The organism is Bradyrhizobium sp. U531 (assembly GCF_051710265.1).
Lineage (GTDB): Bacteria > Pseudomonadota > Alphaproteobacteria > Rhizobiales > Xanthobacteraceae > Bradyrhizobium.
On sequence record NZ_JASVEN010000008.1, the window covers coordinates 2,501 to 27,083 of the forward strand.

17 protein-coding genes, 2 tRNA genes, 2 rRNA genes and 1 riboswitch (1 of these 22 only partly in view) are annotated in these 24,583 nt (G+C 62.9%); of the genes, 7 read left to right on the forward strand and 14 right to left on the reverse strand.

What is annotated here, in order from left to right; translation table 11 throughout:
* From QRQ56_RS29035 to QRQ56_RS29050, 4 genes are all read right to left on the reverse strand, one after another.
* Nucleotides 1–826, reverse strand: a 23S ribosomal RNA gene (locus QRQ56_RS29035); it reaches 2,020 nt to the left of the window's first position.
* 408 nt (nt 827–1,234) lie between these two features.
* Nucleotides 1,235–1,310 (reverse strand) — tRNA-Ala (locus QRQ56_RS29040).
* Nucleotides 1,311–1,343: 33 nt separating this feature from the next.
* Nucleotides 1,344–1,420: transfer RNA gene (locus QRQ56_RS29045), tRNA-Ile, on the reverse strand.
* Nucleotides 1,421–1,608: 188 nt separating this feature from the next.
* A 16S ribosomal RNA gene (locus tag QRQ56_RS29050) occupies nt 1,609–3,097 on the reverse strand.
* Together the 16S and 23S rRNA genes with 2 tRNA genes alongside form the textbook arrangement of a ribosomal RNA operon.
* Nucleotides 3,098–4,210: 1,113 nt before the next feature.
* Between QRQ56_RS29050 and QRQ56_RS29055 the strand changes: the two genes are divergently transcribed.
* Nucleotides 4,211–6,274, forward strand: coding sequence for a peptidoglycan DD-metalloendopeptidase family protein (locus QRQ56_RS29055; RefSeq protein WP_438744614.1), 2,064 nt, complete (start codon nt 4,211–4,213; stop codon nt 6,272–6,274).
* A gap of 152 nt (nt 6,275–6,426) precedes the next feature.
* The gene (locus QRQ56_RS29060) at nt 6,427–8,046 is read left to right on the forward strand and encodes a Vgb family protein (protein WP_438744615.1); all 1,620 of its coding nucleotides are present in this window, start codon (nt 6,427–6,429) and stop codon (nt 8,044–8,046) included.
* 112 nt (nt 8,047–8,158) lie between these two features.
* Here the strand turns inward: QRQ56_RS29060 and QRQ56_RS29065 are convergent, their stop codons facing one another.
* From QRQ56_RS29065 to clpB, 3 genes are all read right to left on the reverse strand, one after another.
* A complete protein-coding gene (locus tag QRQ56_RS29065) occupies nt 8,159–8,452 on the reverse strand; it encodes a hypothetical protein (protein WP_438744616.1) in 294 nt (97 codons plus the stop codon).
* Between the two features lie 16 nt (nt 8,453–8,468).
* Nucleotides 8,469–9,374: a hypothetical protein gene (locus QRQ56_RS29070; protein WP_438744617.1), complete on the reverse strand. Its 906-nt coding sequence runs from the start codon at nt 9,372–9,374 to the stop codon at nt 8,469–8,471.
* A gap of 305 nt (nt 9,375–9,679) precedes the next feature.
* The gene (gene clpB, locus QRQ56_RS29075; protein WP_438744618.1) at nt 9,680–12,319 is read right to left on the reverse strand and encodes an ATP-dependent chaperone ClpB; all 2,640 of its coding nucleotides are present in this window, start codon (nt 12,317–12,319) and stop codon (nt 9,680–9,682) included.
* A gap of 238 nt (nt 12,320–12,557) precedes the next feature.
* Between clpB and QRQ56_RS29080 the strand changes: the two genes are divergently transcribed.
* Complete coding sequence (locus QRQ56_RS29080) at nt 12,558–13,346, forward strand: MOSC domain-containing protein (RefSeq protein WP_438744619.1); 789 nt, start codon at nt 12,558–12,560, stop codon at nt 13,344–13,346.
* Between the two features lie 123 nt (nt 13,347–13,469).
* Here QRQ56_RS29080 and QRQ56_RS29085 read toward each other — a convergent pair whose 3' ends face one another.
* A complete protein-coding gene (locus tag QRQ56_RS29085) occupies nt 13,470–14,222 on the reverse strand; it encodes a TIGR02594 family protein (protein WP_438744971.1) in 753 nt (250 codons plus the stop codon).
* A 218-nt stretch (nt 14,223–14,440) separates the two neighbouring features.
* Between QRQ56_RS29085 and QRQ56_RS29090 the strand changes: the two genes are divergently transcribed.
* Entirely contained in the window at nt 14,441–15,304 is an 864-nt protein-coding gene (locus tag QRQ56_RS29090; RefSeq protein WP_438744620.1) for an alpha/beta fold hydrolase, read from the forward strand.
* A gap of 114 nt (nt 15,305–15,418) precedes the next feature.
* Here the strand turns inward: QRQ56_RS29090 and metW are convergent, their stop codons facing one another.
* Nucleotides 15,419–16,081, reverse strand: a complete 663-nt coding sequence (gene metW / locus QRQ56_RS29095) for a methionine biosynthesis protein MetW (protein WP_438744621.1) — start codon at nt 16,079–16,081, stop codon at nt 15,419–15,421.
* A gap of 15 nt (nt 16,082–16,096) precedes the next feature.
* Entirely contained in the window at nt 16,097–17,299 is a 1,203-nt protein-coding gene (metX, locus tag QRQ56_RS29100) for a homoserine O-acetyltransferase MetX (RefSeq protein ID WP_438744973.1), read from the reverse strand.
* A gap of 91 nt (nt 17,300–17,390) precedes the next feature.
* A riboswitch (SAM riboswitch) is annotated at nt 17,391–17,470 on the reverse strand.
* Between the two features lie 158 nt (nt 17,471–17,628).
* On the opposite strand from metX, the gene QRQ56_RS29105 reads away from it, so the two are divergent.
* The 3 genes from QRQ56_RS29105 to QRQ56_RS29115 are packed head-to-tail and all read left to right on the forward strand — an operon-like array spanning nt 17,629 to nt 20,546.
* Entirely contained in the window at nt 17,629–18,474 is an 846-nt protein-coding gene (locus QRQ56_RS29105; protein ID WP_438744623.1) for a chorismate mutase, read from the forward strand.
* A 36-nt stretch (nt 18,475–18,510) separates the two neighbouring features.
* On the forward strand, nt 18,511–19,611 hold the full coding sequence (hisC, locus tag QRQ56_RS29110; RefSeq protein WP_438744624.1) for a histidinol-phosphate transaminase: 1,101 nt from the start codon (nt 18,511–18,513) through the stop codon (nt 19,609–19,611).
* Complete coding sequence (locus tag QRQ56_RS29115; protein ID WP_438744625.1) at nt 19,608–20,546, forward strand: prephenate/arogenate dehydrogenase family protein; 939 nt, start codon at nt 19,608–19,610, stop codon at nt 20,544–20,546. Before hisC ends, QRQ56_RS29115 begins: the two co-directional genes overlap by 4 nt.
* Nucleotides 20,547–20,628: 82 nt before the next feature.
* Here the strand turns inward: QRQ56_RS29115 and QRQ56_RS29120 are convergent, their stop codons facing one another.
* From QRQ56_RS29120 to QRQ56_RS29135, 4 genes are all read right to left on the reverse strand, one after another.
* On the reverse strand, nt 20,629–21,060 hold the full coding sequence (locus QRQ56_RS29120) for a hypothetical protein (RefSeq protein ID WP_438744627.1): 432 nt from the start codon (nt 21,058–21,060) through the stop codon (nt 20,629–20,631).
* A 34-nt stretch (nt 21,061–21,094) separates the two neighbouring features.
* The gene (locus QRQ56_RS29125; protein ID WP_438744628.1) at nt 21,095–22,663 is read right to left on the reverse strand and encodes a hypothetical protein; all 1,569 of its coding nucleotides are present in this window, start codon (nt 22,661–22,663) and stop codon (nt 21,095–21,097) included.
* Nucleotides 22,664–22,926: 263 nt separating this feature from the next.
* On the reverse strand, nt 22,927–23,154 hold the full coding sequence (locus tag QRQ56_RS29130; RefSeq protein WP_438744629.1) for a hypothetical protein: 228 nt from the start codon (nt 23,152–23,154) through the stop codon (nt 22,927–22,929).
* Between the two features lie 223 nt (nt 23,155–23,377).
* Nucleotides 23,378–24,562, reverse strand: coding sequence for a DUF2125 domain-containing protein (locus QRQ56_RS29135; RefSeq protein ID WP_438744630.1), 1,185 nt, complete (start codon nt 24,560–24,562; stop codon nt 23,378–23,380).
* Nucleotides 24,563–24,583 lie beyond the last annotated feature (21 nt).

The window sequence follows — 24,583 nt, forward strand, 5'->3', positions numbered from 1 at the left end:
AGGCACCCGTTCGGTCCTCCAGTGAGTGTTACCTCACCTTCAACCTGCTCATGGCTAGATCACTAGGTTTCGGGTCTAATACAACGAACTTGACGCCCTATTCAGACTCGCTTTCGCTACGCCTTCGCCTATCGGCTTAAGCTTGCTCGTTAAATTAAGTCGCTGGCCCATAATACAAAAGGTACGATGTCACCCAGAACGTATCTTGGGCTCCATCTGTTTGTAGGTGTCCGGTTTCAGGTCTATTTCACTCCCCTCGTCGGGGTGCTTTTCACCTTTCCCTCACGGTACTGGTTCACTATCGGTCGCTGAGGAGTACTTAGGCTTGGAGGGTGGTCCCCCCGCGTTCAGACAGGATTTCACGTGTCCCGCCTTACTCGTGGATACATCATCGCATTACTCGTACGGGGCTATCACCCTCTGAGGCCCAGCTTTCCTGACTGGTTCCGATTGTCTTTGATATATCACTGGCCTGGTCCGCGTTCGCTCGCCACTACTAACGGAGTCTCTGTTGATGTCCTTTCCTCCAGGTACTTAGATGTTTCAGTTCCCTGGGTTTGCTTGAAACCTCCTATGTATTCAGAAGTCTCATACCTTCTCTTGATAACCGGAAATCCAAAACCTCACGGTCAAGGATCGTTTGATTATCTCTCGCAACCCCAAGACCAAGGTCTTGGAGTTCCGGCTATCGAAGGTGGGTTTCCCCATTCGGAAATCCATGGATCAAAGCTTCTTCGCAGCTCCCCACGGCTTATCGCAGCGTAGCACGTCCTTCATCGCCTCTCAGCGCCAAGGCATCCACCGAACACCCTTAAGGCACTTGATTGCTCTCATTATCAATGTCCACACACTCGGCAGAATGTTGTCTGCAGAATTACCTTGCGGCACGCGCCCTCGATGAACGCTATCTGCAGCCGGACAATGATTAGAAAGACCAGCTTGCTTCGTAAGATCGTTCCGATAGCGAGGCGGTCAAGCTTCGCTAAAAGGATCATTTACAACTCGCTTGTCTCTCAAGCGCAGCCTTGTGAGCTACCTTTGAAAGACGCACGAGCGCCGAAATGATCCGGAGATAATGAAGTCTCGCGTGGCAATTGCTTGCCGCACGATCCAACTCGGATCGATCTCCTCTTTACGATGTCAGAAATCACGCAAGCTGCTGTCTATCCAGACTAGCAGGATGCGAAGTGATGTTTCGCGGACGACGGTACAAGATCTCGGTGATCAAACCATCTGGTGGAGCCAGACGGGATCGAACCGACGACCTCATGCTTGCAAAGCACGCGCTCTCCCAGCTGAGCTATGGCCCCGTAACCAGAAGACGAATGCTCACTCGATGAAAGTGGTGGGCCTGGGAAGACTTGAACTTCCGACCTCACGCTTATCAAGCGCGCGCTCTAACCAACTGAGCTACAAGCCCCTAACGCATATCCTGTTAAGGACCAGGGATTCTGCAAGACTGCAGCCCCAGCGCGTGTTCGTCCGCGAAGAAAGAGAAACGAAGACGGCGAAATCCCGCCAATGCAGCTCAACGATCTGGCGATCTGTTGGCCACTGATGTTTCTAAAACGGTTCGATAGAAGCAAGCTTCTGAAGAACCATCCTTAGAAAGGAGGTGATCCAGCCGCAGGTTCCCCTACGGCTACCTTGTTACGACTTCACCCCAGTCGCTGACCCTACCGTGGCCGGCTGCCTCCCTTGCGGGTTAGCGCACCGTCTTCAGGTAAAACCAACTCCCATGGTGTGACGGGCGGTGTGTACAAGGCCCGGGAACGTATTCACCGTGGCGTGCTGATCCACGATTACTAGCGATTCCAACTTCATGGGCTCGAGTTGCAGAGCCCAATCCGAACTGAGACGGCTTTTTGAGATTTGCGAAGGGTCGCCCCTTAGCATCCCATTGTCACCGCCATTGTAGCACGTGTGTAGCCCAGCCCGTAAGGGCCATGAGGACTTGACGTCATCCCCACCTTCCTCGCGGCTTATCACCGGCAGTCTCCTTAGAGTGCTCAACTAAATGGTAGCAACTAAGGACGGGGGTTGCGCTCGTTGCGGGACTTAACCCAACATCTCACGACACGAGCTGACGACAGCCATGCAGCACCTGTGCTCCAGGCTCCGAAGAGAAGGTCACATCTCTGCGACCGGTCCTGGACATGTCAAGGGCTGGTAAGGTTCTGCGCGTTGCGTCGAATTAAACCACATGCTCCACCGCTTGTGCGGGCCCCCGTCAATTCCTTTGAGTTTTAATCTTGCGACCGTACTCCCCAGGCGGAATGCTTAAAGCGTTAGCTGCGCCACTAGTGAGTAAACCCACTAACGGCTGGCATTCATCGTTTACGGCGTGGACTACCAGGGTATCTAATCCTGTTTGCTCCCCACGCTTTCGTGCCTCAGCGTCAGTATCGGGCCAGTGAGCCGCCTTCGCCACTGGTGTTCTTGCGAATATCTACGAATTTCACCTCTACACTCGCAGTTCCACTCACCTCTCCCGAACTCAAGATCTTCAGTATCAAAGGCAGTTCTGGAGTTGAGCTCCAGGATTTCACCCCTGACTTAAAGACCCGCCTACGCACCCTTTACGCCCAGTGATTCCGAGCAACGCTAGCCCCCTTCGTATTACCGCGGCTGCTGGCACGAAGTTAGCCGGGGCTTATTCTTGCGGTACCGTCATTATCTTCCCGCACAAAAGAGCTTTACAACCCTAGGGCCTTCATCACTCACGCGGCATGGCTGGATCAGGGTTGCCCCCATTGTCCAATATTCCCCACTGCTGCCTCCCGTAGGAGTTTGGGCCGTGTCTCAGTCCCAATGTGGCTGATCATCCTCTCAGACCAGCTACTGATCGTCGCCTTGGTAGGCCATTACCCTACCAACTAGCTAATCAGACGCGGGCCGATCTTTCGGCGATAAATCTTTCCCCGTAAGGGCTTATCCGGTATTAGCACAAGTTTCCCTGTGTTGTTCCGAACCAAAAGGTACGTTCCCACGCGTTACTCACCCGTCTGCCGCTGACGTATTGCTACGCCCGCTCGACTTGCATGTGTTAAGCCTGCCGCCAGCGTTCGCTCTGAGCCAGGATCAAACTCTCAAGTTGGACTTGAACTTTGAACCGGCTGATCACAACGTTTGACGAGGTCCCACCATTTATCGACCGAAGTCGATGTGCTGCCTGCGATTCACATCGCGGGCAACGATGGTGTTTCCTTGAAAACGTGTACCGCCGAAGTCTTTCGTCCGGTCTCGATCAGCAAAGCCGAAGCTTTCCCGAAGCGAGACCCGCAAGGACTCCGCCGTCCACGTTTCTCTTTCTTCATCTTCACTTGTCAAACAGCCCGGGACCTGAGAGGCCCCAACCTTCCTGAGAGGAAGGGTTCCGACACCCTTACCGACGATGAATGAACTCCAATCGACTTGCGTCGACTGTTGTGTCACTCAACAAAGTGAGGAGCATCAGTGGCGCGTTCGCTCGCCTTGGTCAGTGACCCGGCGGCGCCGCGCTCAGTGGTTGGGGTTATAGGCCCCACCTTCCGGGCTGTCAACGCCAATCGTCAACAAATCGTCGCACAGTGGATCGTCGTAAAAAATCCAGCGATTCCAGACTATTAGCGAGGCGCGGAATACGACGATAGCGCCCGGCCGGCAAAAAATCTGAAAAAAAGTTTGGCTCTCTGCAGGCTCCGGAGGGGGCTCCAGACCCACTCCTCGACCCCTCCTCCCGCCCCCTCCAGGGCGCCCCCTGGTTTGAGCCGGGCGGACCCAGCCCCCGTCTCCGGTTGCCCCCGGGCCGGACACCCCTATCCGGCTCAGCCCCGAGCTCGGGGCGAGCTTTCTTCGTCGCCGGACGGGGCTTTTACGGCTTCCTGTTCAGGAAACTTTTTCCATGACAGGCGCCGTACTTGAGCCACAATCCCGCGGCGTTCTGATAAGAGACAAGCTTGAATCGCGGGGGTGCCAGTGGGGGCTGCCTGCGGTTTTCATGGGGTCAGAGGAAGGCGATCTTGCAGATGACGCGGCCTTCCCCGGACATTCGAAAGACATCGAGAGAGCTTTTTCCGTTCAGCTGTTCGTAATTTCGGCCGGTCCCGTCTTGGGGCCTTCTGAGCACGGACGCCTGCGCGGCTTGCCTTTTTCCGGCGATGCCCCTTCAAGAGGGCGACGCTGAGGAGGTTCGGACCGGGCTTCTTGGGTCGTTGATTGGGGGACTTGAGTGAACCACAGGACGTCACGCGGCGCTTACGGGCGTGAGACCGGGATCATCGATCTCGGCCACGAGCCGCCGCTGTCCGTCGATGGTTCGGAAGCCGCCGTGATCGACCGCCGCCGCGTCTCGGTGCAGTGGTTCAGCGGGACAATTTTGACCGGACTCTGCGGCGCAGCCCTGATCGGCGGCGCCGTTTTCGCATCCCTCGACGGCGAAATGACCTTCGCCAAGGTGCCGGAGCGGGTCGAAGGCGCGCTGCGCGGTGCATTCGGCGCCGCGGATCGCGCCGCCACCCTGCACAAGAGCGACCGCCTGCCGCCGCCGAGCGAATCCACGGCGTCCCGCAACATCGTGCGCGTCTCGACCGTCGCGCGCGTCGGCAACCGCGACGTGATGCGGGTGCGTCCCTTCGTGCGGATCGCCGGCAATCTGTCGATGACGACGAGCGATCTGTCGGCGAAGATTCCCCCGTTCAACGCCCAGCGCCTGCTCACCGATGTGGGCTCCGATCCGAAGACCGCAGCGGAAGACCCGAACAATCCCGAGGCCGTCGAGCCCGACGCCGAGGTCTCGTTCGTCACCAAGGACCTGTCGGCCGTGCTGCCGAAGGCCAAGATCTCGGCCGTGGTGGCGCTCGACGACATCCTGATGCGGGTGCGCGATGCCGCCAATTGGCGCGGCAATGGCGGGGTGCGCTACGCCTCGCTCGCCAACGCCACCGCCGACATCTCGGGCGCGACCGGCCCCTCCGACATCCGAACCGCCTATGCCCCCGAGGCCTCGCCGTCCGATCCCTATGCCGGCTTCGAGACGCGCGTGGTGCCGGAAAACGTCACGCTGCTCCCCAAGACCAAGGAGCAGATCACCGGCGGCAATCCGAACGGCGAACGCGTCCATCTGGTCAAGAAGGGCGACAGCGTCGCCTCGGTGCTGCGCGATCTCGGCGCGACGGCCGAGGAGATCAAGGCGATCACTTCGACGCTCGGCCCGCGCGGCCGCGACGGCGGGCTGAAGGAAGGCGAGAAGCTCCGCATCCTGATGGCGCCCGCCAATCCCGGTGCCCGCCTCCAGCCCTGCCGTGTCGTCGTGGCCAACGAGACCATGGTCGAGGCGATCGCGGCGTTGTCCGATCTCGGCAAATACGTCGCAGTCGACGTCTCCAGCATGAACACCGTCGCCGATGCCGCGGCCAACGCCAGCAGCGACGACGATGACGACGATGACGGCTCCGGCGTGCGCCTGTACCAGAGCATCTACGAGACCGCGATGCGCAACAAGGTCCCGATGCCCGTCATCGAGGACATGATCAAGATCTACTCCTACGACGTCGATTTCCAGCGCAAGGTGCAGCCGGGCGACTCCTTCGACGTGTTCTACGCCGGCGAAGACGAAGGCACGGCGTCGAGCGAAAAGAACGACGTGCTGTTCGCCTCCCTCACCGTCGGCGGCGAAACCAAGAAATACTACCGCTATCAGAGCCCCGACGACGGCGTCGTCGACTACTATGACGAGACCGGCAAGAGCGCGAAGAAGTTCCTGGTCAGGAAGCCCGTCAACAACGCCATCATGCGCTCCGGCTTCGGCGGCCGCCGCCATCCGATCCTCGGCTATGTGAAGATGCACACCGGCGTCGACTGGGCCACCGCCTACGGCACGCCGATCTTCGCCTCCGGCAACGGCTTGATCGAGAAGGCCGGCAACGAAGGCGGCTACGGCAAGTACATCCGCATCAAGCACTCCAACGGCTACGAGACCGCCTACGGCCATATGTCGGCCTTCGCCAAGGGCATGGAAGCGGGCAAGAAGGTCCGCCAGGGCCAGGTGATCGGCTTCGTCGGCTCGACCGGCCAATCGACCGGCCCCCACGTCCACTACGAAATCCTGGTCAACGGCCGCTTCGTCGACCCGATGCGCGTGAAGCTGCCGCGCGGCCGTTCGCTCGAAGGCCCGATGCTCGCGAGCTTCGAGAAGGAGCGCGACCGGCTCGAGGGCATGATGAGCGGCCGCGGCGGCGCCATTGCCCGCATGTCCGATGCGACCGGCGGCCCGCTGCAGGTCAGCAACCGCTGATAGCAAACGGCCAGGACCGGCCGGACATTTTCAAACACGATTCGAATTCAACGCGATCCGCGTGACGCCGCTTCGCGCCGTCACAACGTGAAGTTTCGTTTGCCAAAGCCGCCTTGGGAGCGAATACTTTCCAAAAAACGGGAGGTCTCGCCATGAAGAACAGGCTCGCCTGCGCAGCCTCGATCGCTGCGCTTTTGGCTACCACGAGCGCATTTGCCGACAGCTGGGAGGTGACGAAGCTCGTTCCCGGCTCGGCCTTTCATGGCGTGCACGGACTCGGAATCGACAAGGCCGGCCATTTGTTCGCCGGCAGCGTCGCCGGCGCCGCGCTCTACGAGGTCGATATCTCCAGCGGTACCGCCAAGGTTGCAATCCCCTCTCCCGTGGGCATGGCCGACGACATCGCCTTCGCGCCCGACGGCACCATGGCCTGGACCGGCTTTCTCGCCGGCGATCTCTACGCGCGCAAGGGCGACGGCCCGATCAAGAAGCTGGCGAGCGGCCTTCCCGGCATCAACTCGCTCGCCTTCCGCAAGGACGGCCGGCTCTATGCCACCACCGTTTTCCTCGGCGACACGCTCTATGAGATCGACGTCGAGGGCGTCAAACCGCCGCGCCAGATCATGGAGAAGATGGGCGGCCTCAACGGCTTCGAGTTCGGTCCCGACGACAAGCTCTACGGTCCGCTCTGGTTCAAGGGCCAGGTCGCACGGGTCGACGTCGACAAGGCCGAGCTCACCGTCGTCGCCGAGGGCTTCAAGGTCCCGGCCGCGGTGAACTTCGATTCCAAGGGCAATCTGTTCGTGGTCGACACCGCGCTCGGCCAGCTCGTCCGGGTCAATCCGAAGTCGGGCACGAAAACCATGGTCGCACAATTGAAGCCGTCGCTGGACAATCTCGCCATCGACGACAAGGACCGCATCTACGTCTCCAACATGGCCGACAACGGCATCCAGGAGATCGATCCGGCAACCGGCCAGGCCAGGCAGGTCATCATCGGCAAGCTCGCGCTGCCCGGCGGCATCGGCGTCACCTCGGAGAACGGCAAGGATACGATCCACGTCGCCGACGTGTTCGCCTATCGCACGGTGGACGGTGCGACCGGCGAGGTCACCGAGAAGGCGCGCATGCACGCCGACGGCACGACGCTCGAATATCCCATGAGCGCGACGGCGCGAGGCAACGACGTCGTGCTGTCGAGCTGGTTCACCGGCACCGTGCAAGTGATCGACGGCAAGACCGGCGCGACGCGCGACATGCTGCACGGCTTCAAGGCGCCGCATGATGCGATCGTGCTGGTAGACGGCAGCGTGCTGGTGGCCGAGCTCGGCACCAAGTCGCTGGTCAAGGTGAGCGGCGAGCACGGCAAGGACCGCACCACTGTGATCGGCGACCTCGAAGGCCCGGTCGGCCTCGTTCGCGGCAAGACCGACGAAGTCTACCTCACCGAGGCTTTTGCAGGCACCGTGTCCCGAATCGACGCCAACGGCGAAAAAACCGTGGTCGCCAAGGAGCTGAAAATGCCCGAGGGCATCGCGCGCGGCAGCGACGGCATGCTGATCGTGGCGGAAGTCGGCGCCAAGCGACTGATCGCGATCGCGCCCGAGGATGGCAAAGTGACCGAGATCGCTGCCAATCTCCCAATCGGCCTGCCGGGCACGCCGGGTGGATTACCGACGAATATTCCGACGGGGGTCGGTATCGGTGCAAACGGAGTGGTTTATTTTTCGTCGGACGTGGAGAATGCGATCTACAAGGTGGTCAAAAAGTAACGATGGATTGCCCGCCGCCGAAATAGGACGTGGAGACTAACAAGATCGCCGGCCCCTCGTGCATCAGGCCTATCGCGGCCGTAGGGGTTGAGTAAAAAGGTAGAGCTGCATGTCAGCTCGTTACAGTCCAGGTTCCGTCAGATTGCTTCACCATCGATATCTTGGTCTTCGAGGCGTCCTTGAGGGCGGCAAAGGCCGCCGTCTTTGCCGCATCGACTCCAGTACCCGGACTCGTCGGAGAGTTATCGCCCGTAAACTCAGCGTGATAGCCTTTTTTGATCCTGCTAATCTCAATTTTAGTCGTCGTGGGCTGGCCAATAAAGAATGTAACTTGTGATTTCAGATCGGCTTGGTTTTGCGCGTCGTCTTCATCCGTGAAATCCGCGGGGCTAGTAAACGGAGCCATTGCAATCTCCCTTGGGTTATTTCATGGGATCGTGCGCATCGCTGGCGCACTTGATCATAATAAGCCTGACGCCGGTACTGCTCGGGTCGACGGCATAGTTCGCTGGGGGGGCATTGAAGCCAGCACTCACGAGGCACTTGGTTAGCAACGCGGTTCGAGCCGCAAGAATCTTCGGATCGGCCGGGGAAAGATAGCGTTGAACGAGCTGCATGTTCTGGTCGTTCCTGTTGAACGTACCTCCCTGCAGCACCATCGCAGCGGTCTTTTTATCCGACGCCTCCAATGCCGCGTCTCCCGCTTCCGCCGTCGCCTTGATCAAACCTGCAGTAAGCGTTCCAGCACGGTAATAGTCCTCGAGATCGTGAAGCGCAGCGGTCAAGGGATAGGTGGTTGGAGGATAATCAACCTTCTTGATGATGCGGGCTGCAACGTCGTCCCGCTTAGCTTCCATCTGTGACTGGATGATCTGTATGGTCTTGCTAACCAGTAGCTCCGAATCATAAAAACCTCGAGTGGCGTTTACACCTCCCGCGAGCGCGCTCAATGTTCGGACAGTATTTGCTGGAGTGAAAACCGCTCCGGCTGTACTCAGAGCCTGCGTCGCCAAGGCTGTCGTAAAACCGAACTCGCCTCGTTCTCTCGTCAGAGCACTCTCAAAATTGGTGAATTCAGCATCGATGATATACATGCGGAGCGCTATATATTCGTTCCGATGACGCTTTCGGTCCTCGTCGTTGGTCGCGTCCCGATAGTTCAGCGCCATGGCATCCAAGGCCTTCTTCGCGCTCTCTACTTCGGTCGCAACAGGATACAGTCGATCCGGCTGCCCATCGAACGTCTTGCAACCAGACAAGGCTAAGCAGATCAACGCGACTCTGGCACTTAGCACTCGTCCACGACGCAACGCCCCCACGCTACGCATCCCACGCCCCCCTAACTCCCCGTTAACGATTGTGGCGACGACGTGACGGGTTGTTCAAGAAGATTCGTACAGCCGGAGCGATAAAGCGCTTGCCGTGTTTCATTTGCACAACACTCCTTCTGCGTGCAGCGCATCAAAATTGTAGATAGCGTGCATATGTCGGTGAGGCTGCATCAAGACGATTGCGCGGCCGGACAGCCGGGCTCCGGCATTGCCTGCGCCTGCCAGAAGACCCAAAAAAAATCGCCCCGGAGAGGCTGACCTCTCCGGGGCGATTTGTCGTTTCAGGCTTCGAAGGCCGGCGCTCAGTTCAACTTGCGCTTCGCCGCCGGCGCCTCGAACTGCGCGATCTCCGCCGTCCGCGGCGCCTTGCCGTTGAAGGTCAGCACGTTGCCTTCGGACGAGATCGCAACGCTGTCGCCGTCCCTGACATCGCCAGCCAGGATCATCTCGGCGAGCGGATCCTGGACGTGACGCTGGATCACGCGCTTCAGCGGCCTTGCACCGTAGGCGGGGTCCCAGCCCTTGGCGGCGAGCCAGTCGCGGCCGGCGGCATCGAGCGTCAGCACGATCTTGCGATCGGTCAGCAGCTTCTGCAGCCGTGCGAACTGGATCTCGACGATCCGGCCCATCTCGCTGCGCTGCAGGCGGTGGAACAGGATGATCTCGTCGACGCGGTTGAGGAATTCGGGGCGGAAATGCCCGCGCACCATTCCCATCACCTGCTCGCGCACGGCCGAGGTGTCCTCGCCCTCCGGCTGGTTCACCAGGAATTCCGAACCGAGGTTCGAGGTCATGATGATCAGCGTGTTGCGGAAGTCGACGGTGCGGCCCTGGCCATCGGTCAGGCGGCCGTCGTCGAGCACCTGCAGCAGGACGTTGAAGACATCAGGATGCGCCTTCTCGATTTCGTCGAACAGTACCACCTGATACGGCCGGCGCCGCACCGCTTCGGTGAGCGCGCCGCCCTCATCATAGCCGACATAGCCCGGAGGCGCGCCGATCAGCCGCGAGACCGAGTGCTTCTCCATGTACTCGGACATGTCGAGGCGGACCATCGCGGTCTCGTCGTTGAACAGGTACTCCGCCAGAGCTTTCGTCAGCTCGGTCTTGCCGACGCCGGTCGGCCCTAAGAACATGAACGAGCCCGTGGGGCGATGCGGGTCCTGCAGGCCCGCGCGCGAGCGGCGCACGGCGGTTGCGACCGCGCGCACGGCCTCGGCCTGGCCGACGACGCGGGTACCGAGCTGCTCCTCCATCTTCAGGAGCTTCTCCTTCTCGCCCTCCAGCATCTTGTCGACAGGCACGCCGGTCCAGCGCGAGACCACCTGTGCGATGTGGTTGGCGGTGACCGCCTCCTCCACCATCTCGCCGGAGTTCTCTTTGGCCTCGATATCGGCAAGCTGCTTCTCGAGCTGCGGGATCCGGCCATAGGCCAGCTCGCCGGCCTTCTGGAATTCGCCGCGGCGCTGCGCGTTGGCGAGTTCGACCCGCAAGCCGTCGAGCTCGGCCTTCAGCTTCTGGGCGTCGGAGAGCTTGTTCTTCTCCGCGCTCCAGCGCGCCGTCAGCGCCGCCGATTTCTCCTCGAGCTCGGCCAGATCCTTTTCCAGGGTCTGGAGCCGGGACTTGGAGCCGAGATCGCTTTCCTTCTTCAACGCTTCCTGCTCGATCTTGAGCCGGATGATCTCACGGTCGAGCGAGTCCAGCTCTTCCGGCTTGGAATCGACCTGCATCTTCAGCCGCGCCGCGGCCTCGTCCATCAGGTCGATCGCCTTGTCGGGCAGGAAGCGGTCGGTGATGTAGCGGTTGGACAGCGTGGTTGCCGCCACAAGCGCGGAATCGGTGATCCGCACGCCATGGTGCTGCTCGTACTTGTCCTTCAGGCCGCGCAGGATCGAGATGGTGTCCTCGACCGAGGGCTCGCTGACGAAGATCGGCTGGAAGCGCCGCGCCAGCGCGGCGTCCTTCTCGACGTGCTTCTGGTACTCGTCGAGCGTGGTCGCGCCGATGCAGTGCAACTCGCCGCGGGCGAGCGCCGGCTTGAGCAGGTTGGAGGCGTCCATCGCGCCGTCGCCCTTGCCCGCGCCGATCAGCGTGTGCATCTCGTCGATGAAGAGGATGAAGTTGCCCTCGCTCGCGGTCACCTCCTGGAGCACGGATTTCAGCCGCTCCTCGAACTCACCACGATATTTTGCGCCGGCAATCAGCGCGCCGAGATCGAGCGACAGCAGCTTCTTGTCCTTCAGGCTCTCGGGCACGTCGCCATTGACGATGCGCAGCGCGAGGCCTTCGGCGATGGCGGTCTTGCCGACGCCGGGCTCGCCGATCAGGACGGGATTGTTCTTGGTCCGGCGCGAGAGCACCTGGATGGTACGGCGGATCTCCTCGTCGCGGCCGATCACCGGATCGAGCTTGCCGTCGCGCGCGGCCTGGGTCAGGTCGCGGGCATATTTCTTCAGCGCGTCATAGGCGTTCTCGGCGGTCGCGCTGTCGGCCGTGCGGCCCTTGCGCAGCGCCTCGATGGCCGCGTTGAGATTCTGCGCCGTGACGCCGCCCTTGGCGAGGATCGCGCCGGCCTCGCTGGTCTTCTCCAGCGTGAGGCCGAGCAGAAGCCGCTCGACGGTGACGAAGCTGTCGCCGGCCTTCTCGCCGGCCTTTTCGGCGGCGTCGAAGGTGCGGGCGAGCTCGGGCGCCAGATAGATCTGTCCGGCACCGCCGCCGGAAACCTTCGGCACCTTGCCGAGAGCCTCCTCGGTCGCCTTCAGAATTGCGCGGGAATTGCCGCCGGCGCGGTCGATCAGGCCGGAAGCCAGCCCTTCATTGTCGTCCAGCAGCACCTTCAGCACATGCAGGGTGGAGAACTGCTGGTGCCCCTCGCGCATCGCAAGCGACTGCGCGGACTGGACGAAGCCCCTGGAGCGTTCGGTATATTTGTCGATATTCATCTTTTCTGTCCCTCGGCCTGCCCCTGGGGCCCCTAAGGCACCCCAAACGGCATCTTCATTGGGTTTCCGATTACCGCATTGACGTTTCTCAACCGGTAACGGTCGTCATTGACCGGCGTCGCCGCCGGCCTGAGGCAGATGTGGGAAGCAGATTGCGGGTGCGAAAGAGGCGTCTTCACAATTTCGTGCGCTGATCCGCCGGCTTGGCGGGCCAGGGTCGAATCCCTTAAGTAGCGCCATGACAGCAAGCCAGACCGCCGAAATCGCCGGCCTTTACCGCTACCCCATCAAAGGCCTGACGCCGGAGGCCCTCTCCAGCGCCCCCCTGCGGACGGGCCAGACCCTGCCCGCCGACCGCCGCTACGCCATCGAGAACGGCCCGAGCGGCTTCGATCCCGAGCGGCCCGAATGGAAGCCGAAAATCCAGTTCCTGATGCTCGCACGCAATGAGCGGCTTGCCGAGCTCGACAGCCGCTTCGACGACGCCACCCATGTCCTGACCATCCGCAGGGGCGGCCAGGTCGTCGCCAGCGGGGACCTCGAGACCCCCGCGGGCCGCGCCGCCATCGAGCGCTACTTCGCGGAGAATTTCCAGCCGGAGCTGAAGGGACCGCCAAAGCTGTTGTCCGGCCGCGACCACAGCTTCTCCGACGTCGCCCGCAAGGTCGTCTCCATCATCAATCTCGGCAGCGTCCGCGCCATCGAGACCATGCTGGGCGGCACGGCCGTGCACCCCTTACGCTTCCGCGCCAATATCTACGTCAAGGGCTGGCCGGCGTGGTCGGAGCTCGATCTCGTCGGCCAGACGCTCACGATCGGACAGGCGCGGCTGAAGGTGGTCAAGCGCATCGTCCGCTGCCCCGCCACCAACGTGGATCCCGTGACCGCCAAGCGCGATCTCGAGATCCCGCCGACACTCTCGCGCCATCTCGGCCACATGGATTGCGGCATCTATGCCGAGGTGATGGCCGATGGCGACATCGGCATCGGCGACACGGTTGCGATGGAAGCGCCGAAGCTGCTTTAGGCTGGTACGCTGCCGTAGGGTGGGCAAAGCGAAGCGTGCCCACGCAATTCCCACGACCGAAAGAGATGGTGGGCACGGCGCAAGTGTGCCTTTGCCCACCTTACGGCGCCGGTGCCGTCACCTTCAATTCGGCATCACATACGCATAGATCCGGCCGCGCGAGACCGGCGCCTCGCGGACGCGATTGCCGTTGTTGCCGGAGATCATGATCGGATTGCCCTGCGCATCGATGCCGGTGATGATGCCGACATGACCGCCGCGACGGCCGCGCGACATCACCGCGATGGCGCCGACCTGCGGACCGGAGACACGCGTGCCGTAATGGGCGAAGGAGTTCGCCATATCGGAGCCGGTGCCGCGATGACCGGTCTTCTCCAGCACCATGTTCATGAAGCGCGCGCACCACAGGCTGCCGCGCCCGGTCGGATTGCCGCCGACGTAACGGCGCGCCTCGGAGACGAGGCCAGATCCGCCGCCGAAGCCACCGCTGCTCGTGGCCTCGCTCGCCATGCCGCCGCTCGCGCTCATCGCCGTTCGACGGCTTGCGCGCGTGACCATTCGACCACCGCCGGTGATGACGGTTTCACCATTGCCGCTCATGGCTACGCCTGGGCTATTGGTGCTTGGATCATAGCTGGCAAAAGTGTTGCCGAATCCGCTCGTCTGGAGCTGCGCCGCGCTGCGCTCGAAGCGCGAGCTGCGTGCGTGATGGCGGTAATGATGATGTCCGGCGTGGTGCACGTGAGCGTGCCGTTCTGCGCTATGACGATGATGCGGCCGCGCCGAGGCCGGAGAAACAAATGCGGCAATCGCCGCGGAGAAGATCGCCAGCGCGACAACACAACGCGACAGGCGGTACGCAAACAACTCAAGCATTCTGCATCCTTCGTTGACACCCCACTTCCCGGTCGGCCCGTGCGACGGGCCGACATCTGTCTGGCCGTTAAGCCGCCGGATGTGGCGAGAAAAAGACGCGAGCTGCCTGCGAATGGCTGTGATGATTTTGCGCCGATGCTGTTCCAACGCTGCCGCATTGCGGACACCAGCATTAACTGCAATCCTGCAAAGGCGGCTTGAAGAGAGGGAAACGGTTAATGCCCCACGCCACGACCAGGGACGACGTCCGCATCTATTTCGAGGAAGCGGGCCAGGGAACGCCGATTATTTTTTTGCATGAATTCGCGGCCGACTACACCAATTGGGAGCCGCAGATGCGCTACTTCTCGCGCGGCCACCGCTGCATCACCTATTCGGCGCGCGGCTACACACCGTCGGACGTGCCGGATGGCGAGGTCTACACCTACAAGCATTTCTACACCGACGCGCTCGCGGTGCTCGATCATCTCGGAATCGAACGCGCGCATCTCGTCGGACTTTCGATGGGCGCCTATTCGTCGCTGCAGATCGGATTGAACGCGCCGCAACGCGCGCTGTCGATGACGCTGGCCGGTGTCGGCTCGGGCTCGGAGATCGAGAACCTCGACAATTGGCGCAAGCAGTGCCGCGCCAATGCCGAGCAGTTCGAGACGTTGGGCTCGGCCGAAGTCGCGAAGGTCACGCGCGAGGCGCCGAGCCGGATTCCCTTCCTGGTGAAAGATCCGCGCGGTCATGCGGATTTCTATGCCGCGCTGGCGCGGCACGATTCGAAGGGCTCGGCCAACACGATGCGCGGTTTCCAGGGCGGCAGACCATCGATCTACACCATGACCGACGCGATCCGTGCCGCCGCAACGCCGGCGCTGATCATCTGCGGCGACGAGGACGATCCATGCGTGGGGCCGAGCCTGTTCCTGAAGAAGCATCTGCCGGCCGCCGGGCTCGCGATGTTTCCGAAGTCTGGCCACGTGCTCAATCTCGAAGAGCCCGCGCTGTTCAACGAAAGCGTGGCGCGGTTCGTGGCGCTGGTGGAAGCAGGACGCTGGCCGGTGCGGGATGCGCGGTCGCTGGCGGCGCATTAGGCACAGGTAGAGCGGCATACTCCGTCATTGCGAGCGCAGCGAAGCAATCCAGAATCCCTCCGCGGTGACAGTCTGGATTGCTTCGTCGCAAGAGCTCCTCGCAATGACGGAAAACTACTTCCCTCCACCCCGGCTCAGCAGGAACACGCCCTGCTCGCCAAACATGTTCCACACCCACCACGGCAGATTGAGCGGCACCGGGCGGCCGTAGAGATCGAGCGCGACCGAGCGCTCCATCTTGACGTTGATCTCGTCGCAGAGCTGCACGAAATCCTTGATGGTGCAGAAATGGATGTTGGCGGTGTCGTACCAGGTCGCCGGCAGGTTCTCCGTGCGCGGCATGTGGCCGCCGATCAGGAGCTGCAGCCGCATCTTCCAGAAGCCGAAATTCGGAAACGAGACGATGGCGCGGCGGCCGATGCGCAGAAGGTTCTCCAGCACCACGCGCGGCTGCCGCGTCGCCTGCAGCGTCTGCGACAGGATCACGTAGTCGAAGGCGTCGTCGGGATAGTTGACGAGGTCGGTGTCGGCATCGCCCTGCACCACGGCAAGGCCCTTGGCGACGCAGCGGTTGACGCCCTCGCGCGACAGCTCGATGCCGCGGCCGTCGATGCCTCGGGTCTCCAAGAGCTGCAGCAGGTCGCCCTCGCCGCAGCCGACGTCGAGCACTTTCGAGCCGGGCTTGACCATGTCGGCGACGAGAACATGGTCGGCGCGATACTGACCGGGCGATCCGGTCGCAACGCCGTTCAGCGGCAGCACTTCCTGTACAGACATCGCTAGCCGTCCTCGTCAGTCGTTCTTGCCGGTGAGCCCGCGGGCCTTGCCTGCCGATTGCAGGAAGGCACGCGAGATATCCAGGAATTCGGGCACGTCGAGCAGGAAGGCGTCGTGGCCGCGATCAGTCTCGATCTCGGCGAACGACACCCGCGCGCTGGAGGCGTTCAGCGCATGCACCAGCGCGCGCGATTCCGAGGTGGGGAACAGCCAGTCGCTGGTGAATGAGACCACGCAGAAACGGGTCCTGATATCCGCAAACGCCTTGGCGAGCACGCCGTCATGATCGGCGGCGATGTCGAAATAATCCATCGCGCGCGTCAGATAGAGATAGGAGTTGGCGTCGAAGCGCTCGACGAAGGAGGAGCCCTGGTAACGCAGATAGGACTCGACCTGGAAGTCGGCATCGAACGAGAAGGTCGGCAGCTCACGGTCCTGCATGCGGCGACCGAACTTGCGATGCAGCGCCGCGTCCGAGAGATAGGTGATGTGCGCCGCCATCCGCGCCACCGCGAGCCCGCGATGCGGATGGATGCCGTGATCGGCATAACCGCCGCCGTGCCAGTCCGGATCGGCCATCACGGCCTGGCGGCCGAGCTCGTGGAAGGCGATGTTCTGCGCCGAGTGCCGTGTCGCGCAGGCAATCGCCAGCGCCGAGTACACGCGGGACGGGTAGGCCGCAGTCCATTGCAGCACCTGCATGCCGCCCATCGAGCCGCCGACGACGGCAAACAGCGTGTCGATGCCGAGCCGGTCGATCAGCATGGCCTGCGCGCGCACCATGTCGGGAATGGTGATGACGGGGAATTCCAGGCCCCAGACCTTGCCGGTAGCAGGATTGATCGAGGCCGGGCCTGTGGAGCCCATGCAGCCGCCGATCACGTTGGAGCAGATGATGAAGTAGTTCTTGGGGTCGATCGGACGACCGGGACCGACCAGGGTTTCCCACCAGCCGGATTTGCCGGTGACGGGATGCACATTGGCGACGTGCTGGTCGCCGGTCAGCGCATGGCAGATCAGGACCGCGTTGGAGCGATCGGCATTGAGCTCGCCATAGGTCTGGTAGGCGATCTGGAAAGGGGTGAGATCCACGCCGCAATCGAGCCGCAGCGGCTGCTCGGCGCCGAAATGCACGACCTGCGAGCTCGGATGATCCACCTCATGCGACCGCTCGTCGGCGCTGATCGCAGGACTCGGTATCGACTTGACGCCATCCATCTGACCATCGACCTCGTTTGCGATCAAACGCTTGATCGCCACTTGCATCAGGCCATGAAAAACCCGGCCTGAACGATAGGTTCGGCCGGGATCAGAAGCGTCCCCGGCCTGTTTAGCGAGTTTTTTAACGTGGCTGCAAGCCGGCCGGCTCAAATGACCACGGAACGGGCAAAAACTACCGTCTTGGGCGGTTTTCGTCAAGTCGCGGCCCGGATCGCCACAATTCGCCTCTGTCGCGCGGATCGAAAAGGACGTCATTTCTCTTTGCTTTCGCCGTCCTGACTGCCTAATCAGGACATCCCCCATCGGAACCATCGACAGTCCAAGCCATGTCCCAACGTCCGCCCGCGCCACCATCGCTGCAGGAACTGCGCAAGGAGATCGACGCGATCGACGAGGGCATGCATCGCCTGTTGATGCAGCGTGGCGACATCATCGACCGTCTGATCCAGGTGAAGCAGACCCAGGAGGTGGGCTCGGCATTCCGCCCGGCGCGCGAGGCCTCGATGATGCGCGAGCTCGTGCAGCGTCATCGCGGCATCCTGCCGCTCGACACGGTCGAGAGCATCTGGCGCGTCATCATCTCGACCTTCACCTATGTGCAGGCTCCGTTCTCCGTGCATGCCGACATCTCGGCCAGCGAGGCCGCGATGCGCGATTCCGTGCGCTTCAATTTCGGCTTCACCGTGCCTTACGTCGCGCATTTCAGCGCGCAGGCCGCGGTCGAGGCGGTGGCGAAATCCAAGGGCGACCTGGCAATGGTCTCGGCCACCTCGAGCCGCACGCCGTGGTGGCTGGAGCTGGAAGCGGACGGCGCGCCGAAGATCATCGCGCGGATGCCCTTCATCGAGCGTGCCGACCATCCGGCCGCATTGCCGGTGTTCGCGATCTCGCGCGTCGCCGACAGCGCCCTGGTGACCGAGGTCGAGACCTTCAGCGTGCGCGTGTCCGGCTGGAACGCCGAGGTCGCGCGCGCTTTGTCGCCGCTCGCGGAGATCGTGGCGGTGCCCGACACCGCCTTCGACGGTGCCGCATTGCTCGTCTCGGTCGCCAGCGCCAGCATCGATAAAATCAGGGCTGCCCTGATCGAGGCGGGGGCCTCGGTGCGCTCTGTGGCCCTCGTCGGCAGCCACGCAACGCGCTATACGGTGCCCCCGACCGGGGCAAAATCGTAAACCGCGCGCCGCGCCCCGCCATTTTCGGAGTTCAAGATGTCGTCCCGCCCCGTGCCGAATCCCGGCATTCTCGATATTGCGCCCTACACGCCCGGCAAGAGCCCCGTGCCCGAGCCCGGCCGCAAGGTGTTCAAGCTCTCGGCCAACGAGACGCCGTTCGGGCCCTCGCCCAAGGCGATCGAGGCGTTCAAGCATGTGGCGGACCACCTGGAAGACTATCCCGAAGGCACCTCGCGCGTGCTGCGCGAAGCGATCGGACGCACCTATGGGCTCGATCCCAACCGCATCATCTGCGGCGCCGGCTCGGACGAGATCCTCAATCTGCTCGCCCACACCTATCTCAGCCACGGCGACGAGGCGATCTCCACCACGCACGGCTTCCTGGTCTACCCGATCGCGACCATGGCGGTCGGCGCGAAGAACGTGGTCGCGCAGGAGAAGAACCTCACCTGCGACGTCGACGCCATCCTCAAGGCGGTGACGCCGAAGACCAAGCTGGTGTGGCTCGCCAACCCCAACAACCCGACCGGGACCTATATCCCGTTCGACGAGGTCAAGCGGCTGCGCGCCGGCCTGCCCTCGCACGTGTTGCTGGTGCTCGACGCCGCCTATTGCGACTATGTTTCCCGCAACGACTATGAAATGGGAATAGAGCTGGTCGCCACCACCGAGAACACCGTGGTGACGCACACCTTCTCCAAGATCCACGGCCTCGCCGCGCTGCGCATCGGATGGATGTTCGGCCCCGAGCACGTCATCGACGCCGTCAACCGCATCCGCGGTCCCTTCAACGTGTCGACGCCGGCGATGTACGCCGCGGTCGCCGCGATCGAGGACACCGCGCACCAGTCGATGTCGAAGCAGTTCACTGAGACCTGGCGCAACTGGCTGACCGAGGAGGTCGGCAAGCTCGGATTGAAGGTGACGCCGAGCGTCGCCAATTTCGTGCTGATCCATTTCCCGACCGAGAAGGGCAAGACCGCCGACGACGCCGACGCCTTTCTCACCAAGCGCGGCCTCGTGCTGCGCGGCCTGAAGAACTACGGCCTGCCGCATTCGCTGCGCATGACCATCGGCACCGAGGAGGCCAACCGCCTCGTTGTCGACGGCCTGCGCGACTTCATGGCCGGCAAGTGAGCGCCCAGGCGCACTTCCAGCGCGTCGCGCTGATCGGCTTCGGCCTGATCGGCGGATCGATCGCGCGCGCTGCAAAGCTCCAGGGGCTGGCCGGTAAGATCGTCACCACCGCGCGCTCCGAGAAGACGCGCGCGCGGGTGCTCGAGCTCGGCATCGTCGACGAGGTCGTGGCGACCAATGCGGAAGCGGTGAAGGATGCCGATCTCGTCATCCTCTGCATTCCCGTCGGCGCCTGCGGGCCCGTGGCGCAGGAGATTGCCGCGCACCTCAAGCCCGGCGCGATCGTGTCCGACGTCGGCTCGGTCAAGGGCGCGATCGTCAGGGACATGGCGCCGCATCTGCCGAAGACCGTTCATTTCGTGCCGGCGCATCCCGTCGCCGGCACCGAGCATTCGGGCCCCGACTCCGGCTTCGCCGAGCTCTTCATCAACCGCTGGTGCATCCTCACCCCTCCGGAAGGCGTCGATGCGGCGGCCACCGATCGCCTGCGTGCATTCTGGGCGGCGATGGGCGCCAAGGTCGAGGTGATGGAGCCGGATCATCATGATCTCGTGCTCGCGATCACCAGCCATCTGCCGCATCTGATCGCCTACACCATCGTCGGCACCGCCGACGAGCTGGGGCAGGTGACGGAGTCCGAGGTCATCAAATTCTCGGCCGGCGGTTTCCGCGATTTCACCCGTATCGCGGCCTCCGATCCGACGATGTGGCGCGACGTGTTCCTCGCCAACAAGGATGCCGTGCTGGAGATGCTCGGCACCTTCACCGAGGATCTGGCAAAGCTCACGCGCGCGATCCGCCGCGGCGACGGCGAAGCGCTGTTCGATCACTTCACCCGTACCCGCGCCATCCGCCGCGGCATCGTCGAGATCGGCCAGGACTCGGCGGCTGCGGATTTCGGCCGGCAGCACGGGCAACTCGGCAAGAAGCCGTAAGCCTCGTAGCCCGGAAGGAGCGCAAGCGTAATCCGGGATTCTCGCGCGGCACTGTCCCGGATTGCGCTTTGCTACATCCGGGCTACGTCCTCACCCTAAACAAGCGGCCGACGAGACCGGCGCCGACCTGCATGCAGACGCCGAGCGCCCAAGAGAATCCGAGCGCCAGGTTCCAGCCGCCATCGGCGGCTTCGTCGAACACGAACGTGTAGAGGGCGAGCAGGCCGGCTCCGGCCGCAAAGAATGTTCCTGCCGCGCTGACGAGGTCGAGCGCGGCCGAGCGGTGCAGGCTGCGCTCCTGCAGCGGCGGCCAGCGCGGGATGTCGATCCCGAGATAGGCGCCGGCCATGCCGAGCACGATGACCGCCGCCGTGAATTCGATCGTGTCGAACCAGAACAGATCGACACGCATCAGGAGCGCGGCGACGAAGGTCGCGCCAGCCGCGCCCGTCATGGCGAGGCCAAGCCGGGCGACGATCTGCGCGAACCGAAGGATCAGAAGCCCGTCAGACAATCGTCACCCTCGCTTCGCCGCACGCGCTTCATGACTAGAACGGGTAGTACCGGATCTGCGTCATGACGACGTTGTCGTCCGTCTTCGGCGCACCACCGACCCCGGCAAACGCGAACCGCTGCGTGTGGGAATACTGCAGGCCGGCTTTGAGCGTGCCGTAATTGCCCTGGTAGATGGTGTCGTAGAGTCCGGCCGTGATCTGGCGAACCTCCCTGGTGTTGCCGTTGCAGGTCGCGGCCGGCGAGCTCTCGATGCCGCAGCCGGTGTTGTTGTAGAGCGGATTGCCGTAGCCGAACGGCACCGTGCCGACATTGGCGAAATTCGCTTTGGCTTTTTCCAGGCCGGCGTAGCTGTAGAGGTCGAGGCTCGGCGTCGCGTGCCAGATCAGGCCGACGGCGGCCGCCGTGATGGTCAGCGGCAGCAGCGTCCCGTCCTGCGCCACCGCAGCGTCGGGGAATGGCGTCGCCGTGAAGCGTCCGAGCACGCCGTGCGAACCGTAGAGCTGCAGATCGAGGGTTTTCGGAATCAGCTCGGCATAGACGTGGCCGCCGAAGCTGCCGGTGTCGTAAGTGTGATTGGCGTCGTTGAAGCGATCGAACAGCTGGCGATAGAGCGCCCAGGCCTCGACATGCAGCTTGTAGGGGCCGAGCCGCGGATCCCATGCCGCCTTCACCGTGACGTCGGGCACCTGGTTCAGGCTGACATTGTTGAGGTTGTTGAAGAAGCTCCCGCCCGGCCCGGTCAGATTGACTTGGAGGTTCGGATTGAGCACGCCTTGCGGGCCGACCGCGGGCGTTCCGACGGTCGGCACGTTGCCGCCGAAGAAGGCGGTCTGGGCATTCTCGATCGATGCGGCCAGCTTGAACTCCGGTCCAATGTCCTGCCAGACGCGCAAGCCCGGTTGGCGCGCCGCCAAAAATCCCGGAACGGATTCGAAGTCGATCACGCCGGGCGCATCGACGCCGCGCGGATCGATGCCCACCTTGCTCGGCGCGTTCAGCGACCATGATTGTCCGGCGAGGAAGTGAAGGCCGAGATCGCTGCGATCGACCTCGAGGCTGAGCTGCCGCATACGCGGATTGAACGAGTTGGTCGCAACCGAGCTCGCCGTCTGTGCCGCGCCCTCGAAGTCGATTTCGCCGTAGCCGGCAAGATGCGTGTCGGCCCCCGCATTGCCTTCGGCCAGCACCGAGAAGCGGCTCTGGCGCGCCGAGAAGCGCGTTTCCGGAACGTTGAAATTGCGGCTCTGCTGATAGGGGATGAAGTTGTAGACCGAGCCGGTGTCGGAGGCGAGATTGCGCGATCGGTAGATGCCGGTGAGATCGACCCAGCCACCGAATGTCAGCGTGATGCCCTTGTAGCAGACCTTGCCGGCCGCACAGGGATCGACCGGGAGCGCCTTGTATGTCGCGGGCATCGGAGCCGCTTTCGCTTGCGCTTCAACCTGGCGCGTCTTGCGCGCTTCCGAGTCCACCCGTTGCTGCAGCTCCTTCAGCTTGGCTTTCAGCGACTGGATTTCGGTTGCGACATTGTCGTCGGCACGCGCCGCGCCCGAACAGGCAGCGGCGATGCCCAGCATCAGTCCGCAAATGATGATCCGCACTTGAACCTCCCTCTTCTTGGGAAGCAGGTTGGTTTCCTCGCGCCGTCTCCGGCAGCTGCATGCTTCCCTGGTGTGGAGTGATTGGATGTCGGCTGCTGTTATTCGCGGCGAGGCGCATCTTCTGCATCACGTTTTCCTGACGGTCCGGTTCGGAATATTTGCGTGGCCTTCGCGATCGCGTCGCCATTGTCCGAGGTTGTGCGCATTGGGCCCGGCCGGGGCGTGGCCGGGCCCGTTCGCGACGGGCAAGCGATGGACGGCGGTTATTTGCCCTTGGTCGCGCGCATCACCGTGGGACGCGGTGATTTCGGTGAGGGAACGAACGCCATCATGTCCCGCGTCGCGGGACTTGCGAGGCTGCGATCGCCATTCGGATACATCGAGGCATAGGCGGCCGGCTCCTGCATCTGCCACTGCCACTGCGCGAGCGCCGGCGTCGCGGACGCGGCCGAGATGGCGAGCGCGGCAACGAACAGCTTGGACTTGGTCATGGTAGTCTCTCCTGCCTGCGGCTCGCATCATCGTGCGGCCGACAGAAAGAGAGAGCGGCGGTTCGGGCCCCGCATTCCCGCGCGTGCAATCACGATCCGGCGAAGCCGTCGTGAGGGCGATTGCTATGAACGCCTAGCCCGGATGGAGCGCAGCGTAATCCGGGACAGTGCCGCCGCGATCAAGAACCCCGGATTTCGCTCCGCTCCATCCGGGCTACAGGAATCAATACAGCGGCGGGATCTGGCCGACCTTGACCGGTCCGAGCAGCACGGCGCCGTCGACGAACTTCAGCGGAAAGCTTCTCGCCTTCTTGCCTTCCAGCGTGCTCTCGGCGCCGATCGAATTGATGCCGGCGGCAAGGCCGGCATTGGCGTTCTGCTTGATGACCTTGCCGAGGCCGGGAACGGCGCGATCGAGCGCGCCGAACAGATTGTTGAGGTCCTGCGACTTCACGCCGGGCGCAACGCGATCAAGCGTTGCCTGCGGCACGCCCTCCTCCAGCATCTTCTCGATCCCGAGCGCCGGAATCACGCGCTCGAGCCCGGTCACCGTCATCTGCAATTCGCCGTCGAGGCGGCCGTTGACGGAGAGGCCGAGCGTGCCGGCCGCAACCGCGATCATCTCGCCCTGCTGGATTCGCGACTGCACGATCTCGATATGACCGCCGGCGGCCTGGATCTCGCGGAAGCGCTGCGGCCAGGGCTTTGGCGTGAGGTCGGACAGGCCGGTGATCCTGGCGCGCGTGTCGGCCTCGAACGGCTCTGCGAGCAAGGGATGGACGCCCTGAATGCTGCCCTGCGCGACGTGCAGCACGGTCTCGATGACAGGGTGATCGGACTTCGAACCTTCGGCGAGGCGGCCATGCAGCTCGATCTGCTTGGCACGCGCGACCGGCACCTGCAGGCTGTTGTCGAGCCGGTTGAGGCTGGGATCGTCGAACACGATGGAGGCCCGGTCCGGCACGGCCGGCAAGCCGACCACGCTGCTGCGGCCCTTGCTCCAGTTCACCACGAAGGTGTTTTGCGTGACGCCGTCGGTCAACGTCGCGGGCGCGGAGAATTCGGCGATCACGAGCTTGGGATCGTACACCTGGGCGATGACCAGGATGTTGTCGAGCTTGGCCGTGAACGGCGTCTTGCTCGCATTCTGCGAGACCAGGGACACGCTGGCGCCGGAGCACTGGACCTCGAAGCGGAACGGGAAGCCGGCGATCGAGCGCTTGGCGCAATCATAGATGCGGCCGGACTTGGCCTCCTGCGCCCGCCAGGCGTCTGCGGCCACTTCGGCCTGCGAGGCCGCATAGAACCAGAAGCAGCTCCACGCGACGGCGAGGACCAGGACGAAAACGGGTGCGATGAAAAGGCCCCAACGGGAGCGACGGCCTGCGGCAACGGTCATATTGGACATGCGGCGACCCTTTGACCCCAG

Coding starts and splice junctions, on each gene's coding strand:
- QRQ56_RS29085 (WP_438744971.1), bottom strand. CDS start 14,222: ATGCTTGAGTTGTTTGCGTACCGCCTGTCGCGTTGTGTTGTCGCGCTG.
- metW (WP_438744621.1), bottom strand. CDS start 16,081: ATGTCTGTACAGGAAGTGCTGCCGCTGAACGGCGTTGCGACCGGATCG.
- QRQ56_RS29060 (WP_438744615.1), top strand. CDS start 6,427: ATGAAGAACAGGCTCGCCTGCGCAGCCTCGATCGCTGCGCTTTTGGCT.
- QRQ56_RS29130 (WP_438744629.1), bottom strand. CDS start 23,154: ATGACCAAGTCCAAGCTGTTCGTTGCCGCGCTCGCCATCTCGGCCGCG.
- hisC (WP_438744624.1), top strand. CDS start 18,511: ATGTCGTCCCGCCCCGTGCCGAATCCCGGCATTCTCGATATTGCGCCC.
- clpB (WP_438744618.1), bottom strand. CDS start 12,319: ATGAATATCGACAAATATACCGAACGCTCCAGGGGCTTCGTCCAGTCC.
- metX (WP_438744973.1), bottom strand. CDS start 17,299: ATGGATGGCGTCAAGTCGATACCGAGTCCTGCGATCAGCGCCGACGAG.
- QRQ56_RS29070 (WP_438744617.1), bottom strand. CDS start 9,374: ATGCGTAGCGTGGGGGCGTTGCGTCGTGGACGAGTGCTAAGTGCCAGA.
- QRQ56_RS29090 (WP_438744620.1), top strand. CDS start 14,441: ATGCCCCACGCCACGACCAGGGACGACGTCCGCATCTATTTCGAGGAA.
- QRQ56_RS29135 (WP_438744630.1), bottom strand. CDS start 24,562: ATGTCCAATATGACCGTTGCCGCAGGCCGTCGCTCCCGTTGGGGCCTT.
- QRQ56_RS29080 (WP_438744619.1), top strand. CDS start 12,558: ATGACAGCAAGCCAGACCGCCGAAATCGCCGGCCTTTACCGCTACCCC.
- QRQ56_RS29105 (WP_438744623.1), top strand. CDS start 17,629: ATGTCCCAACGTCCGCCCGCGCCACCATCGCTGCAGGAACTGCGCAAG.
- QRQ56_RS29065 (WP_438744616.1), bottom strand. CDS start 8,452: ATGGCTCCGTTTACTAGCCCCGCGGATTTCACGGATGAAGACGACGCG.